This window comes from Spirosoma sp. SC4-14 (assembly GCF_037201965.1).
Classification (GTDB): Bacteria; Bacteroidota; Bacteroidia; order Cytophagales; family Spirosomataceae; genus Spirosoma.
The window spans coordinates 5,654,228-5,669,335 of the sequence record NZ_CP147518.1; the positions used below are offsets into that span (position 1 = coordinate 5,654,228).

12 protein-coding genes are annotated in these 15,108 nt (G+C 49.6%); 5 read left to right on the forward strand and 7 right to left on the reverse strand.

The genetic code is table 11. From position 1 onward, the window contains the following. Positions 1–84 precede the first annotated feature (84 nt). Together WBJ53_RS23140 and WBJ53_RS23145 are read right to left on the reverse strand one after the other, a co-directional pair. The gene (locus WBJ53_RS23140) at positions 85–771 is read right to left on the reverse strand and encodes a hypothetical protein (RefSeq protein ID WP_338870581.1); all 687 of its coding nucleotides are present in this window, start codon (positions 769–771) and stop codon (positions 85–87) included. Between the two features lie 123 nt (positions 772–894). Next, complete coding sequence (locus WBJ53_RS23145) at positions 895–2,403, reverse strand: hypothetical protein (RefSeq protein WP_338870583.1); 1,509 nt, start codon at positions 2,401–2,403, stop codon at positions 895–897. 197 nt (positions 2,404–2,600) lie between these two features. Between WBJ53_RS23145 and rbsK the strand changes: the two genes are divergently transcribed. From rbsK to WBJ53_RS23160, 3 genes are all read left to right on the forward strand, one after another. Further along, the gene (rbsK, locus tag WBJ53_RS23150; RefSeq protein WP_338870585.1) at positions 2,601–3,518 is read left to right on the forward strand and encodes a ribokinase; all 918 of its coding nucleotides are present in this window, start codon (positions 2,601–2,603) and stop codon (positions 3,516–3,518) included. Between the two features lie 114 nt (positions 3,519–3,632). Next, the gene (locus WBJ53_RS23155; protein ID WP_338870587.1) at positions 3,633–5,192 is read left to right on the forward strand and encodes an ADP-ribosylglycohydrolase family protein; all 1,560 of its coding nucleotides are present in this window, start codon (positions 3,633–3,635) and stop codon (positions 5,190–5,192) included. A 316-nt stretch (positions 5,193–5,508) separates the two neighbouring features. Further along, the gene (locus WBJ53_RS23160; protein WP_338870589.1) at positions 5,509–6,783 is read left to right on the forward strand and encodes a hypothetical protein; all 1,275 of its coding nucleotides are present in this window, start codon (positions 5,509–5,511) and stop codon (positions 6,781–6,783) included. On the opposite strand, the gene WBJ53_RS23165 is transcribed toward WBJ53_RS23160, so the two are convergent. From WBJ53_RS23165 to WBJ53_RS23185, 5 genes are all read right to left on the reverse strand, one after another. Then, on the reverse strand, positions 6,764–8,230 hold the full coding sequence (locus tag WBJ53_RS23165) for a sulfatase (RefSeq protein ID WP_338870591.1): 1,467 nt from the start codon (positions 8,228–8,230) through the stop codon (positions 6,764–6,766). The genes WBJ53_RS23160 and WBJ53_RS23165 overlap by 20 nt on opposite strands. 270 nt (positions 8,231–8,500) lie before the next feature. After that, entirely contained in the window at positions 8,501–9,322 is an 822-nt protein-coding gene (locus WBJ53_RS23170; protein ID WP_338870593.1) for an alpha/beta hydrolase, read from the reverse strand. Between the two features lie 560 nt (positions 9,323–9,882). Next, positions 9,883–11,748: a PQQ-binding-like beta-propeller repeat protein gene (locus WBJ53_RS23175; RefSeq protein ID WP_338870595.1), complete on the reverse strand. Its 1,866-nt coding sequence runs from the start codon at positions 11,746–11,748 to the stop codon at positions 9,883–9,885. A gap of 239 nt (positions 11,749–11,987) precedes the next feature. Next, entirely contained in the window at positions 11,988–12,593 is a 606-nt protein-coding gene (locus WBJ53_RS23180; protein ID WP_338870597.1) for an outer membrane beta-barrel protein, read from the reverse strand. Positions 12,594–12,818: 225 nt separating this feature from the next. Beyond that, complete coding sequence (locus WBJ53_RS23185) at positions 12,819–13,811, reverse strand: multidrug DMT transporter permease (protein WP_338870599.1); 993 nt, start codon at positions 13,809–13,811, stop codon at positions 12,819–12,821. A 131-nt stretch (positions 13,812–13,942) separates the two neighbouring features. Here WBJ53_RS23185 and WBJ53_RS23190 point away from each other — a divergent pair, with 131 nt between their 5' ends. Both WBJ53_RS23190 and WBJ53_RS23195 read left to right on the forward strand, forming a co-directional pair. Beyond that, positions 13,943–14,386 carry a DMT family transporter gene (locus tag WBJ53_RS23190; RefSeq protein WP_338870601.1) on the forward strand — a complete coding sequence of 148 codons (444 nt, stop codon included), beginning with the start codon at positions 13,943–13,945 and terminating at the stop codon, positions 14,384–14,386. 100 nt (positions 14,387–14,486) lie between these two features. Next, entirely contained in the window at positions 14,487–15,107 is a 621-nt protein-coding gene (locus tag WBJ53_RS23195) for a hypothetical protein (protein ID WP_338870603.1), read from the forward strand. Position 15,108: the final 1 nt, after the last annotated feature.

Genomic DNA, 15,108 nt, shown 5'->3' on the forward strand with positions numbered 1-15,108 from the left:
CGAATGAGGTTACTCAGCCTTTCTTGCTATCGTGTCAGTTCAGCAATCAGACGCAAGTATGCCCGGCGGTTCATGCGTTCAGTATCAGCGAATACGAAAACCGCCCCCACCTATGCCGAGGGTGAGGTAAAACCCCCTTGGCGCATAGCGGTTGGTTGTGATACTCGCCGGATCATTCAGATCACCATGCCACTCCGACGATGCTGTCATGAATCGATAGCCAGCCTGTATCTTGAGCATTGGCCCGGCCAATAGTGTTTTATCCGTTTTATTACCCAGCAGCAACCAGTCGAACGACAGCCCAATATCGGCCGAAAAACCGTCGAGTGTATGGGTTGTGTGCTTACTTCCTGCCGTTGTCGAATTAACATTGAAGGCACTGATGCCAGGGGCCAGACTCGGGTATAGTTTGGCGCGTTGACCTTGCCAGACAATCCTGCCAATCCATATATGCCCATTAGAAGCCGACGATTCGATGGACGTTCCGGCAGGCAATTGGTTCACGCGTTTATTCACCAGTGCCGATGCTCCCAGCCCAAATAGCCATTGCTTGTGCTGCCAGTAGAGTTCACTTCCCATCAGCAGATAGTGGTCGTTGCTGGTCGAAGTAGCCCATGGATTCAATTGCTGAACAGCCATGCCTGCACCGGGCCATTGGGCAGGCCCTAAATACAGAAAGCCAGCCCCGCCCCGCACACTACGAACCTGAGCAACAGCGCTGGAGGCCAATATGCTTAGCAAACACAACGTAATTTTGGCAAGCCCGTTCATAGCCAGATCAACAAATTTGTCTGGGATAAAAATAGGCCCGGCAGTTGGCCAGCGTATTGACCTGCCTTAGCCTGACCGATGATTCTGGTCAGCTTATGGTCATTCCCAACCGTCCGGTCCTGGTCAGTCAACCAATTGTTTCTGACTAGCTTCTGTATTTCGGCAATTATCGGCAGCCCATTTGGCCAGCCCAAGTGCCAGCACGAGCTGCCGTTCGGTAGGTTCATCGGCCAGTTGCTGAACGGTCGGAATAAACGTCGTGTCGGGCTTACCCATTAAAAAGCCTTTCAGATAACTCAGCATCGACCGCTCAACCTGGTACAGTTTTTTGTCGGCTTTCAGTTTACGTTCGACTGAGCGAAGTTCATACCGCAGGTAATCGAGGTTACCCAGATCCGTATGAATCATCAGATTCAGCAGCCGGGCCTGGTTATACCAAAGCTGACTTTGCAAAGCCGTACGGCCTGCGGTGGCGCGGTCGTTTAATACTGCATTGACGTGTTTGAGGGCCAGCGTTGGTTGCCCGCCATCGCGATAGGTTCGGGCAACACTCAGCCGAACCAGTGCAACCACGTTGGCTGGTAATCCGGGCAACTCTCGTTCCAGAGTAGAAGCTACGGTTCGAACGAGTGCAACAGCATCGGCGGTTTGGCTGGTATCGTTGAGCCGGGCAAGTCGATGAATAAATGTCAGATAGCGCGCCAGGAGCGAGAGTCCTTCCGGCAGGGCGGTCAGGGTTGCCAGTCGATCCAGAAAATAATCCATGTCGTCGTAGCGCTGCAACCCACGCAGGTCGGTCAGAATACCGTCCAGTAGATGAATGTAATAAATAGGCGTATCGGTCCAAAGATCCTGATGTCGCTGAAACAGCTCGTGTAAATCATAAAAAGCGCGCAGGCTTCCTTCAGCATCGTTGGTCATCAGAAAAAAAACCGACTGAAAATGCAGGTGAAGCCGCTGCGCTTCGAACGAGTTTTTTTGTGGGTTTCGGGCGATGATCTGATGTTCTTCGAGCAGCAAATCATTCAGCCGGGTTTGTTCGTTCATGCTCCGCACCAGGCCATTTTTCCAGTACCGACAGAGCAAAATTTCGTACAGAGCCGAATGTTGATGGCTCGTTTGTTCGCGCTGCATCACGGTTTGCCACTGCTGCTGTTTGCGAAGAAGCTGGGTTTCGTCGAGCGTCGAAAATTGTGTTCGCACCAGTTGCTGGAGTTCCAGTCGGGCAGCCATCAGGTAATAGAGGTGCTTTTCGGTCCGCATGGCGAGCTTCTTGATTTTTTCAAGCTGATCGAAGCCTAGCTCGGTTAGTCCCTTTGCAAACAAAATCCGGGCATCCTGCATGAGCGATGCCAGTTTATTTTCGGTTGTTTTTTCACATTCATACAACCGCAGGGCTTTCATCAACACCCGATACAGGTGTTTTCGAACCGGCTCCACCGATGAGCCTGGAAACTGTTTCTCCAGCACTTCATATAGGGCGCCACCACCCTCCAACTGGTTTTCCAGCAGATTGAACAGGGTCAGATACGCTTTATCGCCTTCCTGTAAACTGCATACCAGCTTAAAATAGCGTTTCTCCGATTTTGTAAGTGTCTGAACGAGCGTATGGAGCTGATCAATTGAAAACATAGGATTAGGTAGGGTTATCTGTTAATCGAAACCAACAGCAGCCTAAAAGCCGATTAGGTTAGAACAGAACAGGATCAATAAGTGTCAGCAACAATTTTTATCTGCAACAGCCTTGTCTGAAAACCATTTACATTTGGGCTTGCAATATACCTTTTGCTGGATAAATTTGTACCTACCCCTTACAAAACTTCTCTCGAATGCCTAGTCAGATTCTGGTGGTTGGCAGCTCAAACACCGATATGGTCGTAAAGGCCGATAAACTGCCCGCACCGGGCGAAACCGTTATTGGTGGCACTTTCCTGATGAATCCCGGAGGCAAAGGTGCCAATCAGGCTGTTGCCATTGCCCGGCTCATCGAACCCTTGGCAGGTGGGTCAATTACGTTTGTTGCGAAAGTTGGCAATGACATTTTTGGCCGACAGGCACTCAGCGGCTTCGAACGCGAAGGCATCAACACAAGCTATATACTGACTGATGCAGATAATCCATCGGGCGTGGCGCTGATCAATGTTGATGCGTCGGGCGAAAACTGCATTACGGTTGCTCCGGGCTCAAACGCCAATTTGCAACCCATCGAAACCGAAGCCGCCCTCCAGGCTGCCAACTCCGATGCGCTGGTGCTACTCCAGCTCGAAATTCCGCTACCAACAGTTGAATACGTCATTCGAAAAGCAGCCGAACGTGGTTTGCGGGTTATTCTGAACCCTGCTCCGGCCCAACCCTTACCCGCCGATCTATTCTCGAACCTGTTTCTGATTACGCCCAACGAAACCGAAGCCGAACTTCTCACCGGCATTCGCGTGACAGATTTACCGACGGCTCAGCAGGCAGCCCAGAAGTTCCATGATATGGGTGTTATGAATGTAGTTATTACGCTGGGGTCGAAAGGTGCTTACCTTCATACGTCTGAAAACCGGGGGCAGTTAATCGACGCTCCGCTTGTTAAAGCCATCGACACCACAGCCGCTGGCGACTGCTTCAACGGCGCCCTGACCGTGGCGCTATCGGAAGGAAAAACCTTACCCGATGCCGTTGCCTTTGCCTGCCAAGCGGCTTCCATCTCGGTTACCCGAATGGGCGCGCAAGCCTCTGTACCCTATCGCAACGAGTTTTAAGCGGTTTATGGTAGTTAGTTTACGTTTCCGGTGTTCCATACATCCCTCAATAGCAAAGCAACCGTAAACCCAAAACCGATTACCGTAAACCGAATACCAAAAACCTTTTTAACCATGAAAAAAATACTACTTCCAATTGTCGCCGTTGCTTTTTTATCGGCCACTCCTGTTGCCGTTCTGCCCAAAAAAGGGCCTGCGCCTAAATCCATTACGATGGCGAAGGCAGCTATTCAGGATAAAATTAAAGGTGGCTGGGCCGGTCAGTTGATTGGCTGTACGTTTGGCGGACCCACGGAATTCCAATTTACGGGTACCATGCTCAACGACTACCAGCCCATACCGTGGTACGATGGATATATGAAGCATACGATGCTGAACAATCCGGGTCTGTACGACGACATTTATATGGACCTGACATTTGTAGATGTGTTTGAACGCAAAGGGCTCGATGCCCCAGTGGAGGAACATGCCAAAGCCTATGCTAATGCAGGCTATATGCTCTGGCACGCCAATCAGGCCGGTCGCTATAATATCCTCAATGGCATGAACGCTCCGGAGTCGGGGCACTGGCTCAACAACCCCCATGCCGACGATATCGACTTCCAGATTGAAGCCGATTTTTCGGGACTAATGGCTCCCGGTATGCCCAATACGGCGGTGCAGATTGGTGACCCTATTGGCCATATCATGAACTACGGCGACGGCTGGTATGGTGGCGCATTTGTGGGAGCCATGTATTCGCTGGCCTTTGTGTCTGGCGACGTCAATTATATCGTAAAAGAAGCCCTCAAGACCATTCCTGCACAGAGTACGTTTTATCAGTGTATTGCCGACGTAATTAAATGGCACGACCAGTTCCCGAACGACTGGAAACGCAACTGGTTCGAGATTCAGCGAAAATGGTCGGACGAAGTAGGTTGCCCCGAAGGTGTGTTCCGATCGTTTAACATCGACGCAAAAATCAATTCGGCCTACATCGTTCTTGGCCTGCTCTACGGTGGTGGCGATTTCACCAAAACAATGGAAATCAGCACACGTGCGGGGCAGGATTCCGACTGTAATCCGGCGTCGGCAGGGGGAATTCTGGGGACCATGCTCGGATATGACAAAATTCCGGCCTACTGGAAACAGGGGTTGAAAGAAGCCGAAGACATTGATTTTAAATACACCACCATGTCGCTGAACGATGTCTATGCAATGGGTATGAAACACGCCTTGCAGGTGGTAGAACGCAACGGTGGCAAAATCAACGGCGACCAGGTAACCATTGCCCTGCAAACACCCAAAACAGTTCGGTTCGAGCAGGCTTTTACGGGGCATTATCCCGTATTGGTACAGCACATTCGGAAAGACTTGACCAATGAATTTACTGCCGATTTCGACGGTATTGGTTTTGTTATTAAAGGCGAAGCAAAGCCAAAAAATCGCAGTTCGTGGGGATACGAAAGTAATTTCTCCTTCAATGCAGAGCTTTATGTCGACGGCAGGAAACTGGAAACGGCCAACTTACCCGTCGATTTCACCCACCGCCGGTATGATCTGTTCTGGAAATACCAACTTCCCAAAGGCAAACATACGGTTCGTATCAAACTCCTGAACCCCGACCCCGACCATATCGTATCGCTGACCGATTTACTGGTTTATAGCGACCAGCCCGTGAAATCAAAATTATAACGAAGAACCAAGAGACTATGTAACGCCCTTCTGTCGACAGAAGGGCGTTGCTTTTTTACTCGTCCGATTGTATTGCGGATGCGTGAGGCCCGTTTCTATGCTGCGAAAAGAAATGCATCAGTCATTCAATCTTAGGCACCACAGAACAAACCAGACCCGGCAGCAAACAAACGAAGCACTTCGACGCCAGGCCATAAGTATTTACCACAAATCATAAACATCCGCAATTACTCATTTTCTCTTTTGTTAAATTTACCGGATAACCGGAACGATGCCCCCCCGGAAGCTGTGCCATTTCGTAGTATACTCTACCTGCATGAATCACTTTTTACTCTTCGTTTTTAGCCTGATGTTAGTCTTTCCATCGGCTTGGGCGCAATCTCCCCCACCGGCCCCCTATCCAAACCCGGAAGCAGCTCTTCAGCTTTATGAAAGCACGCTGAGCCGGTTACATCAGGACTATAAAAACCAGCGTCCCCTCCCCGACCTGAAGTTTTTTTTGTTTGGCATGGGCAATCGCACCAAATATATCTACCGAAACGGGCGGCTCATTAATGCCCTGACCGATAATATTGAAGAACAATGGCATGTTGCCAGCGAAATTATCGTTCCTTCTGAATATCTCGTGCATCTAAAGCTGGAAAACGGTGGGCTTGTACAAATTCGCGAAGACGAAACTGGTGTCTGGATCTTGCAAACAAACCCGGCCAGGAAGAAAACGCCCGCCCGAACGTTGCGCCCCCGGCGGGTTCGGGATACTAAAAGTACATTAACATTGCCTCGGTTCGCCGAGCATACGTTCGGACCGGTGCTTCGGGTGTTGCATCACGAGGTCCTGATTAATGTTTCAAGCGGTACCGACGAGCTAATCCGTCCGGTACCCAATATTCTGACTTATATTAAGCCCCGCTATCGCGATGCGGCATCAATGGCAATGGTTTTGCGGGAAACTGGCAATCTGGAACTGATCAGAAACTGGATTTTAGCCCTCCGCGATCCGTTCGATCGCCATAATCATGGCATCAATGATGCCGACAATCTGGGTCAGGTCCTCTTTCTGGTATCGTTGGTATCCGACCAGAATCATCCGGTTGTACAAATGGCACGGGATTCGATAAGCCGGTTTCAAAAAGATACGTATATCCTCGGAAAAACCAATGGTTCCGAACACCCGGTTTATCAGACTAAATGGCTCAAATACGGGTTAAAATCCCTTGGTCTGCCCGATCCATACATCATTCCGAAGCAGTATGACAGCTTCTCGACGGTGTTCTGGCAGGACTATACCGATGCCAACATTCCAGGACAACCGTTCGATGCGAAAACGAGCCAGAATTACCCCTATCTGGTTTGGGCTCAGGATCATTTCTACACTCGCACAGGTAGCCCCCAAAACCACGGAATGCTAGGCAACATCGATTATCCACTCAGTTGGGAACAGAACGCCAGCGGTGTGCATTATCCCGGCCTGACCGTACTGGATAAAGACCTGGTCAAACAAAAACTAACATTTCCGCACGGCTGGCACGCTGCCGAAATGTTCCTACAATTACAAGAGGCAATGCCTATGGCTACTTATCCCAAAAAATGATGCCCGTTCGGGTAATCCAGGCGTGGGTTGTCGACTCATATGTATCGATCTGATCGCCACCCCCGTTCAGCCGTGGATCGTTTTCGTCTTTCATCCAGGTATTCAGGCGACTCTGCAAGTCCTTCCGGATCTGCGCATACTGAGGATTACTGACCTGATTATGCAGGTTATACGGATCGTCTTTAAGAATATACAACTCTTCGGCCGGGCGTTTGTCGAAACCAAGCGCAAACAAGGGCTTTATGGCAACATCGTTCCGGTGGTCCATCATGTAGATTTTAGTTGGCCCTCCATCCACATCGCCATATACAGAGGGAGTTCCGGGAATGGTTTCATCGCCGGCGGGCATCCGGTCGGGCCGGAAATTGCGGATATAGAGGTAGTCACTGGTGCGGATGGCACGCATGGGGTAGCCTGCTCCATAATCGAACTCAGCCCGGCACAGGCAGTGGCGTTCGCGTTCGAGAAATACCTCGGATCGGTGAACAGCTTTCTCGCCCGTCAGCACCGGCACCAGACTAATACCATCCGTTTCGGGCCGTTGTTTCACGCCAGCCCAGTCTAAAAATGTTGGCATCAGGTCCAACAGATTCACAAACGAATCGTTCCGTTTCGGCTGCGATTCATTTCCCGAAAAACGACTGATAATCATTGGCACCCGCGTACCATAATCGTATAGATTTGCTTTGGCATGGGGAAATGGCATCCCATTATCGGACGTAACCACAATGATGGTGTTGTCGAGCTGCCCAGCGTCTTCCAGGGTCTTGAGTAAATCGCCGATTTCGCGATCAAATCGTTCTACTTCCGACAAATAATCAGCCACGTCGCCACGCACTTCGGGCACATCGGGCAGAAACGCAGGCAGTCTTATTTTTTGGGGATCGATGCCCGTTTGTTTACCCGCGTTGAGGTCGAACGGGCGGTGTGGGTCATTGGTACCGAACCAGAAAAAGAAAGGTTTACCCGCTGGCAACTGATCTAAAAACGGTTTAAATCCCAGCTTGGCCGAGTCGCCTGCCGGATTTTTGGTATAACCCATTTTCAGAAAATCGCCGGGTGCCCAACCTTTCCGGTCAAAAGCTACCGAATAGCCTTCTTTTTCGAGAATCTGCACATAAGTTGGAATGTCGTGCATCAACCGACCGCATAAATTAACCCCCTCGCCCAGATTGTGCGGATAACGGCCAGTCAGGATAGCGGCCCGCGATGGAGTGCAGGACGGCGACGAACAATAAGCGTTGCTAAAAACGGTTCCATGTTCTGCCAACCGGTCAAAATTTGGCGTTTTTATGGTTGTATCGCCATAGATACCTGCGTATGGATAGCTCCAGTCGTCGGCCAGAACAAACAGAATATTCGGGCGTTTTGCCTCTTCTTTCTTACACGAGAAAAGTCCGGCAGTGGCTAGCAGCAGCAGGCCCATCAGGAAATAAACGTATCGCATCGGTATCCGTATTTTCCCGAAAAATAGCATGAAGAAGCGTGTGATAAAAGCCTGCTTTGGCAATGCCATGAAACGCACAGGCGATAAAGCCGTTATGATCTGTTTATACTGCGTCAGCTACTACAGACGGCCTTCAGCGAAAGTCCTAACTACTTAATTGCAAAAAACAACTGTGTTCAGTACCGGCGTGATCTTTACCTGACCGATACAGCGCAAAGTGGTCAAAAAATGACCCTTTTTTGCTGTATCGGTTATCGATCCACCTGTTTATCAAGATTGAATAAATGCTAACAGATCGGCATTAATCGTAGCGGCTTCGGTGGTTGGCATGCCATGCGGAAACCCCGGATACGAAATCAGTTTGCCATTTTTTAGTAGCGTTACAGCTTTAGCTCCGGTTAGCGGAAAAGGCACGATCTGGTCATCTTCTCCATGCATGACCAGTACGGGCACATCCACAGTCTGGAGGTCTTCGGTAAAATCCGTTTCAGAAAAAACTTTGATACAATCGTAGTGAGCTTTAATGGCTCCCATCATACCCTGGCGCCACCAGTTATCCCGAATAGCCTGCGAAACATTGGCTCCCTCCCGGTTGAAGCCAAAGAATGGAAGCGTAAAATCCTGAAAATATTGGGGTCGACGGGTTGCCGTTCCTTCGCGTATTTCATCAAATACGGACATCGGAATACCGTCTGGATTGGTTTCACTCTGCACCATAATGGGCGTTACGGCACTAATCAGCACGGCTTTCGCCACCCGACCCTGCCCATGTTTGGCCACATACCGAATCACCTCGCCACCACCCGTTGAATGGCCAATGTGTATGGCATCCTTTAGATCCAGAAAAGCGGTTAATTCAGCCACATCGGCAGCATAAGTATCCATATCGTGGCCATCCGCCGTTTGCGATGACCGGCCGTGTCCACGACGGTCGTGCGCAATCACACGATAACCTTTGTCGAGAAAAAACATCATCTGGGCATCCCAGTCATCGCCAGACAACGGCCAGCCGTGGTGAAAAACAATGGGTTGGCCCGTTCCCCAATCTTTGTAATAAATCTCGGTTCCGTCTTTTACTCGAATCGTGCTCATGTCGTTGCGTATGGTTTGTGATGGTTAAAAAATAGATGGAGCTTAATGAAATTACCGTTCACATTCAGCCAAAACACATTCCTGTATTTTCTGTCTGAAAGGCTTTCAGTCTGCTAATTAAACAAAGAATCTGTTTAAATTTTTGCGGTAATCGCTCTTTTGTCATTCCTCCTGCTACACCGGCAGACCGGTTAGGCTGAAAAAAAACCTCCCATTATAGCTCGATTAACGAACGCTAAAACAGCGTCAAAGACACTTTTTTTAGACCACAAAACCAAAAAAAACGTACGAACAAATCGTTAATAATCAGCCGACCTCCAAAACAATTGGGCCACGCTGCTTTGAACCTCCGTCAACTGGCCTACCCATTGCTCCATACCACGAGCAGTTTGCGCCAGCAGATAAACATTGCCCAGATCAGTACTTTCCCTTCATCGATTTGTTGGGCAATGCGGCATAAGAAGATAGTGTATAAAAATGTCAATCATTGCATTCCCCAAACTGGGCCTTTATCAAACCCGGTTTCTTAGGCAAACATTGTTTTCCTGCAATGTACCGTGCTATTCCTCGATCTCGAACGCCAGCAACACATTGCCGGGAATTTCGCCAAACAAACCGTAGCCCGAACTAACAAATACCATTCCATCAGCGACAACGGGCGACGGCCCGTCGATTGAGCCGCCTTTTCCTTTAATGCCGTTAACCGTCTGGTATTCTTTCATGGTATCATAATCCCACAGGATGGTGCCATCCGTAGCCGAATAGGCCCGCAGGTGTCCATCCAGTCCTCCGGCAAATACCAGACCAGGCATAGCCGTTGGGGCAGCGGAGTTAGCTTCCAGGCAGCCTTTCTTACCATTGCAGGAGGGGGCCGGAGTTTTCCAGACTATATCGCCGGTTGTCACATCAAGCGCAAACAGCCCCGGTGCCGGTTTAATTAACGAATCAACTTTAGGATTGATCGCATATTTGTTGTCAGCATTGGCAGCATAGACCAATTTTCCATCGGTAGCCATCCCCCAGTGAATGCCACCCAACGCACTGCCATGGCCAATGCGGGTTTGCCAGAGCACCTTGCCAGTGGAGGGCGAGAGGCCATATACGATACCAGACTTCTGACCGGCTACCAGTAAGTCCTGCCCGTTAGGCCGTTTTACCAGAATGGGAGCCATGCCAAAGTCAAAATCAGGCCCCACTTTGTCGGGGCAGTTCGGATTGCCGGGGCACGACATATTCCAGGTATCGCCTTTTGTTGCCTGAAACGACCAGACTAGTTTGCCCGTTTTCAGATTCAGTGCCTGAATGGCATCGCTGGTGGTTGTTGCGGGTGCGGTATAATTCTCGCCCGTGCCCAAATAAAGCAATCCTCGTTTGGCATCGACGGTTGGGCTGCACCAGACAATGGCGCCCGAAGGTCCATAATAGGGCGCCCCATTCTTCTTTTTACCAATTTCCTTTGCTTCTTCCTGAATAACACGATGCCGCCAGACCACCTTTCCTGAGCGGGCATCCAGCGCTACAACTTCGCCCGACGACGAACAGCATGGGTAGTTTGGATCTAATACCGAAACGACTTCAATAGATGTTAAGGGTACATAAACCATGTTGTCGTATACGGCCACCGAACCCGTATTACCCGATTGAGGATGGATTCCGGCTTTGCTTTTCCAGATAAGTTTGCCCGTTCTAACATCCAGCGCATAGGTATTGGTGTTGTTATCGGCGAAATAAGCGCGGATATCGCTCCCCTTCTGCACAACGCTGATAGCACCCCGAACGGCCGCATCAGCCAGAAAACGCCAGCCAATTTTACCCGTATGTTTGTTGAGACAATACACCTCGCCAAACTGGCTACCCGAAATCAGCCAGTCGCCCACAATAGCGGGTTTACTCCGCACCTGACTAACATCCGGAAAGGCAAATGCCCATTTTAGTTTCAGTTTTCCGACCGTTTCGGCCGACAGTCCTGCCTGTTCTGCCGACCGATAGCCGGTGCCTTCCAGATTTCCTCCCCAGCCAGAATGCATCACCTGCGTTTTTTTGCTGAGGGGCAGCGAAAAGGACGTATAGGCATCGTCGGGGATTTTGGTTTCGACTAAGGGTTTTCCGGCCACAAACTGAGCCACCGCTTTCCGCTGCTGTTCGGTCAATTGTTTACCCTGTTCACGCATTTTGCCGGTTTCCAGCGCGGCAAGAATGGCCCGGGGCGGCATTTGTACCAAAATCATATAACCCGGAGCGCCTACGCCCGCTTCCGATTTATGGCAGTTGTTGCAGGATGCCATATATACTTTTTGCCCTTCGGTTGCTACGTTAGGATCGAGCGGCTGGGCAATTGCGGATAGGCTACTTAACCCATACATGCTGCTTATCAGTAAGGGCGCTTTAAAATGTTGTAGTGCAAAAAACCAACGATTGTCTTTCATAACTAACCAGGTGTTTAGGTAAAACAAACGGAATCAATGAAGAGACAAAAGTAGAATTCGGCGTATAGTGTCTAGCGTTTTTAGGATGAATGGCGGCTCCCGTAAGCTATCTGGCCCTAATGCCTGATGAGGTGTCTTCAGAACTACAGCAATAAAAAAGCAACATGGCCACTACATGTTGTCATTGGCAAGCTATTCTAATTCACCAATGACAACTAGCTATTAATCAATAACAACCATTAATTCCCCCCAAAGGTATAGCCCGCTTTCACGCTAAAATATTCGTTTTTGGCGATCAGTTTTGCGTTGGTAATTTCGTTGGTAACGGCAGTGTCTTCGAGGATATTAAAAGCAGCCTCCACATTAAACCGGAACACTTTAACACCGGCTCGTACCAAAGCCCCCCATTTGTTGGTGACTGGCAGAGGATAATAGAGCGCTGTACCGCTGGCTCCAATCACCTGTTGCTCGCTCTGGGCAATTCGGTAAAAACCGGCACCGCCACCAACATAGGGTCGAAACGCCTTGCTCTTACCCACTACATAGTTGAGCGTCAACACCCCCGACATAGTGGATTTAGCCTGCGACTCAAAATAAATGGCATTGCCCAACACTTCGGGCCGTTGAATGAAAGCCTGCTCAAACCGTACGCCAAGCTCAAAATGGTTCATAAATCCATATTGAGGTTCAATGCTGTACAGAAAACCGGGGCTGCTCCCATCTTTGTTGCCCCGCTCGGTTGGTGTTGCGTAGCCTGCTGCCAGATTGACTTTAAATGATGAAAGGTTTTGAGCGGATACGACCGTCGACACAAGTAAAAAAAAAGCAAATAGCGGCTTATGCATATACGTTTGGTAATTGAGAGAAAGTAGTGAACACAGTATACGAACCCGCTTTCGCCCTACTTTGCAAAACTCAACCCGAGGGGTCACCAGTAGAGGAAAGCGTTACTGCTGTTACCCATAATTCTGACCATCCGTTGCACGATTGATACTATTTTCATGCTATTTTAACAAATACAGCCTGTTTTCCAGGCCGTAATGCTGCGATCGATCCAGGCCTACGCCATCTCATTTAGCGGCAATAATCAGTACCAGACCCAGCACATAGCACACCCCCATGAGTGTCAGGTACCGGTTCGATGCAGACGGGGCACCCCGAAATTCGTGCCAGATAAAGACGCCCCACAAAACTGCCACAATGGTTGCCCCCTGACCAAGCCCATAGCTAATGGCATAGCCAGCCTCGCCCGATGCCAGCAAACTGGAAGCCATGCCCAGGCACCAGACCATGCCTCCTACCATTCCGATACCATGATTGCGAACACTTACCTCGCTGTAGGCAACCGTTTGAGCCGCACTTTTTCCGGTAAACCGGCGAAGAATCGGCAAGAAGAAAGGGGTGCTCACCACCACACCCAGACCAAACAATACCAATGCCGTGTAGGGTGTTAGCAATCCGGCTGCCGGACTGGCAAAATTGGCCGCCATTGCTTTGGCCACGAAGTAGAAAAAGAAACTCATCAGAAAACCGCCAACCAGCGAGATCACCAGGCCACGCATACTCACCGGCTGATCATCTGAACTTTTCGACCGATAGGCCAGCGCACTGAACACTACAGCCAGAAAGATTGAAAAAACTCCTCCCGACAACAACCCTACATTCCCGACTGGCGACAGAATGTAGTTCACCACAACGCCTAAGATGAGCGCCAGTCCTATGCCTACCGGCATAGCCACCGACAGGCCTGCCAGTTCAATACCTACCACAATCAGAATATTGGCAATATTGAACACAAACCCACCAACCAGCGCATACACTACATTCGTTGTTTCGGCCTGTCCCAAATCGGTCAGAAACGATCGTCCTGCCGAACCAGTACTTCCCAACGTAAAGGCCAGCAGCAAGCTCAGCAGCAGAATGCCATACGTATAATCGCGGTAAAAAATGGTGGTTGGAACAGACTGTGTTGCCAGTTTCTGAGTGTTGGCCCAGGAGCCCCAGCAAAGCATCGTCAGGAAGCAGACAACTACCGCCAACGGATAGTGCGAGATGATAAACATACTGATTTCGTACGGTTTAGGATGAGGGAGAGCAAACTACAAAATAGCCCTATTTTCTACAAAGGCATATCCTGCCAGAAAAGTGGAGTTAAAGACAAGGCTACTCTCTATCATTGCCTACCTTTGCGGTCATGAACTACTTCTATATCCTCTTCGCCTTTCTGGTTGGTATTGCCATTACGGTTCAGGCAGGTGTTAATGCGAATCTTCGTCATGCAGTGGGTAGCCCTATTCTGGCCGCCGTCATTTCATTCGGCTCAGGTTTTATCTGTCTGGTACTGATGTTTCTGGCTTCGGGTGGTTCGCTGCCGTCGCTCGAAACGGTTAAACAAATCAGTTGGTGGAAATGGATGGGGGGAGCCATGGGGGCGGTATACATGATAACCGTCATTGTTAGTGTACAAAAAATAGGTACAGCCAACATGGTTAGCCTCAGTGTGGCCGGACAACTACTAGCCGCTATGGTTCTGGATCATTATGGCTTACTGGGCTTTTCGCTGCATCCGGCCAATAGCTGGCGGATTCTTGGCATCCTCTTCATTATGGCGGGGGTGCTGCTGGTGGTTAGAAACTAAGTGTTGGGTTTATGGTTTACGATTTATGGTTGCGTTGCCTAAGAAGGATATATGCTCATAAGCAGAGCAACCATAAACCATACACTATTAACCTAATTTCATGAACATCAACTACCGTTTCTACCCATCACTGCTGAATGTATTTTCGCGCTATATGAATGGGGGGAATCTGTCTGTTCAGGCATTAATCGACTCCATAAACCGGGTACCAACACCCACAACAACCGCCCAGGAACGCGGTATTTCGTTTGAAGAAGCCGTTGTAAAAGGCACCGATGAAGAACGATTCGATGAGGAGTTGCTCCGAAAAGTTCGAAAATTATTGCCCCGCCCTATTGTTGACACCCAGGTGTATTGCCAGTGGCAGATCGACGATGTACTGTTTTACGGCTATGTTGACCTGATTGGGAAGTATAAAGCTGTCGACCTGAAAACCACCGCGTCCTATCAGCCTGGACGTTACGTGCACAACCACCAGAATTTATACCTCCACGCACTAAAACAGAAAGGCATTCGGCTCATGGAATACGTTATTGCGGAGTTTCGGCCCGACGGCTCAGCAGATGTACACGTAGAAAGTTATGCACTCACCCACCCCATCGATAAGCAACTTGAAGAAATCCGGTTGTTCAAAGCCTTTCTGGACGAACATCGTCCGTTGATAACTGATAAAAAAATCTTTGTTGCTGCGGGCGAAGACCCCGATGCCCGCCGAAAATAAG

What these genes read in the sequence shown, in the direction of transcription:
- WBJ53_RS23140 (WP_338870581.1), bottom strand. Translation starts at nt 771, where the DNA reads ATGAACGGGCTTGCCAAAATTACGTTGTGTTTGCTAAGCATATTGGCC.
- WBJ53_RS23145 (WP_338870583.1), bottom strand. Translation starts at nt 2,403, where the DNA reads ATGTTTTCAATTGATCAGCTCCATACGCTCGTTCAGACACTTACAAAA.
- rbsK (WP_338870585.1), top strand. Translation starts at nt 2,601, where the DNA reads ATGCCTAGTCAGATTCTGGTGGTTGGCAGCTCAAACACCGATATGGTC.
- WBJ53_RS23155 (WP_338870587.1), top strand. Translation starts at nt 3,633, where the DNA reads ATGAAAAAAATACTACTTCCAATTGTCGCCGTTGCTTTTTTATCGGCC.
- WBJ53_RS23160 (WP_338870589.1), top strand. Translation starts at nt 5,509, where the DNA reads ATGAATCACTTTTTACTCTTCGTTTTTAGCCTGATGTTAGTCTTTCCA.
- WBJ53_RS23165 (WP_338870591.1), bottom strand. Translation starts at nt 8,230, where the DNA reads ATGCGATACGTTTATTTCCTGATGGGCCTGCTGCTGCTAGCCACTGCC.
- WBJ53_RS23170 (WP_338870593.1), bottom strand. Translation starts at nt 9,322, where the DNA reads ATGAGCACGATTCGAGTAAAAGACGGAACCGAGATTTATTACAAAGAT.
- WBJ53_RS23175 (WP_338870595.1), bottom strand. Translation starts at nt 11,748, where the DNA reads ATGAAAGACAATCGTTGGTTTTTTGCACTACAACATTTTAAAGCGCCC.
- WBJ53_RS23180 (WP_338870597.1), bottom strand. Translation starts at nt 12,593, where the DNA reads ATGCATAAGCCGCTATTTGCTTTTTTTTTACTTGTGTCGACGGTCGTA.
- WBJ53_RS23185 (WP_338870599.1), bottom strand. Translation starts at nt 13,811, where the DNA reads ATGTTTATCATCTCGCACTATCCGTTGGCGGTAGTTGTCTGCTTCCTG.
- WBJ53_RS23190 (WP_338870601.1), top strand. Translation starts at nt 13,943, where the DNA reads ATGAACTACTTCTATATCCTCTTCGCCTTTCTGGTTGGTATTGCCATT.
- WBJ53_RS23195 (WP_338870603.1), top strand. Translation starts at nt 14,487, where the DNA reads ATGAACATCAACTACCGTTTCTACCCATCACTGCTGAATGTATTTTCG.